Origin of the sequence: Nostoc sp. DedSLP03, from assembly GCF_034530815.1 — a bacterium.
GTDB lineage: Bacteria > Cyanobacteriota > Cyanobacteriia > Cyanobacteriales > Nostocaceae > Nostoc.
The window spans coordinates 1-1,780 of record NZ_JAVRCK010000221.1; the positions used below are offsets into that span (position 1 = coordinate 1).

Here is a 1,780-nt window from a genome sequence, read left to right on the forward strand (position 1 = left end):
TTTTTCTTTTAGTCCTTTTATTTAGAATACCCGGAAAGTGACAGAAGAGGGATAGGATATAAAAGTTATGGCCTTGCTGAATTCAACAAGGCTGTTTTTCTTCTCTTCCCTCAAAGCTTGAATCAATAAAAGTTTCAGAACCTTGCTTCGATTATTCTTTCCCAAGAGTGACAAAACAGGGTTAACTAGACAAACTGACAAAAGAGCGTTCGCAGTAAATCTGGTTGAGTACCCGATAATTTTCTTCTAGCTTCACTGCGGCAAAACGTCTAATACCAAATTGTTCCATAACTCCTTGCAACTCTGCATCTGGTTGGAGTAAGCTAATCAGCATTTGCTGAATTAAAGGGATACTTAGACGCTGTGCTACAACCAATGGTGGCATAGGAGAAGGGCCGATCGCTTCCAGCACACGCAAATGCTGTGATAATTCTGGAATATCGCGTAATTCTTGTTCTAACACTACACTGTCAATGGCTGCACAATCCGCCAGCCCCTCAACTACCCAGCGAATTGAACGTTGATGAAAACCTGATTCTATAGTTTTTCCAAAGAAATTTTGCGGATATTTTTCTTGACTTAACCAGTGACGAAGTAAATTATAACCACTGTTAGAACCAGGGTCGTTATAGCAAAATGTTTTCCCTGACAAATCGGCAAACTTTTTGATATTACTATCAGCCTTGACAATTACATCTGCATAGTAAATAGGACTGTTGCCATACCGGGATGCTTGCATCACAGGTGCAACCAATGTCTGCAATTGGTCTATAACTTCTTGACTGTAACGAATTAGTGGTAATCCACAAATAAAAGCTAGGTCTATTTGGTCTTGAAATAATAGAGGGTCTTGGAGGGGATCGCATTCACCTTGATGTAGTTGGATTTCTACTTGTAAAACACGACCCAAATAAGCTGTGATCGCCTGATATAATCCGAACCAATTAGGAGCTAAGTAGGATACAGCCCGTAAGCTTGTTAATATAGTCATTCTTGTTTTAAAACAGTATTTTTCTAGAAAACTTGAGTTAACTTCCGCCCAGAGTCATTCATATATAAAAATTCCAGACTAGCAAAACTCAGCAGCATAATTCGTAAAACAGTCGTATGAACATTAATATGCCAGCCACCACAGCCGTTTTTACACAAATGTTCAGGCTTTTAATCCTTTCTACAAAGAATGATAATTTCCGCTATTATTGTTTTGGATACTAATGTTTTGGGCTAATGTCATTGTGATTTCTCCTGTTAACAGAGAATTTAAAAAACAGTAATTCTATAGGCTTAGTGTAGATTATATTCTATATTCTCTAATTTCGCAAAAATACAAGACTCCTAATTTGATTTTTGCCACAATTCATCTTACCTCTATCTCTTCTTTCTCTGGAGTTAAATATCTTGGCTTTTGGGCGAACACTTCATGCAAGTCAATTTTCCCGATTTGGGTGGTAAGGCACTTACCCGCTCATAAAGATACGAAAGTAAGATCCACCAGATCCACGGCACACAACAAGCAATTAAGAACACAACTGGTATCTTTTTTTGTGGTTCCCCCTAAAAATACACCTTTAAAAGAAAAACCTAAAAATCGGTGAAAAAAATAAACTGAAAATGACTTTATAGTTAATAAGTAATAAAACCGGATAAAGAGCATACTCCTAACAGTTTACTACAGAAATATTACAGATGTAGGTTTGGGTTAAAGAAAACGGGCAAAGGTGCTTCTTTTAACGTGAGTTCGACGGGTTGAAAAAAGCCCAAAAAAAAGCTGAGACTAGAA

General features: G+C 37.4%; 1 protein-coding gene. It reads right to left on the minus strand.

Annotated elements, in window-relative coordinates; genetic code table 11:
* Positions 1-181: 181 nt before the first annotated feature.
* Positions 182-991 carry a phosphate/phosphite/phosphonate ABC transporter substrate-binding protein gene (locus RM368_RS38355; RefSeq protein WP_322698910.1) on the minus strand — a complete coding sequence of 270 codons (810 nt, stop codon included), beginning with the start codon at positions 989-991 and terminating at the stop codon, positions 182-184.
* Positions 992-1,780 lie beyond the last annotated feature (789 nt).

Coding starts and splice junctions, on each gene's coding strand:
- RM368_RS38355 (WP_322698910.1), bottom strand. CDS start 991: ATGACTATATTAACAAGCTTACGGGCTGTATCCTACTTAGCTCCTAAT.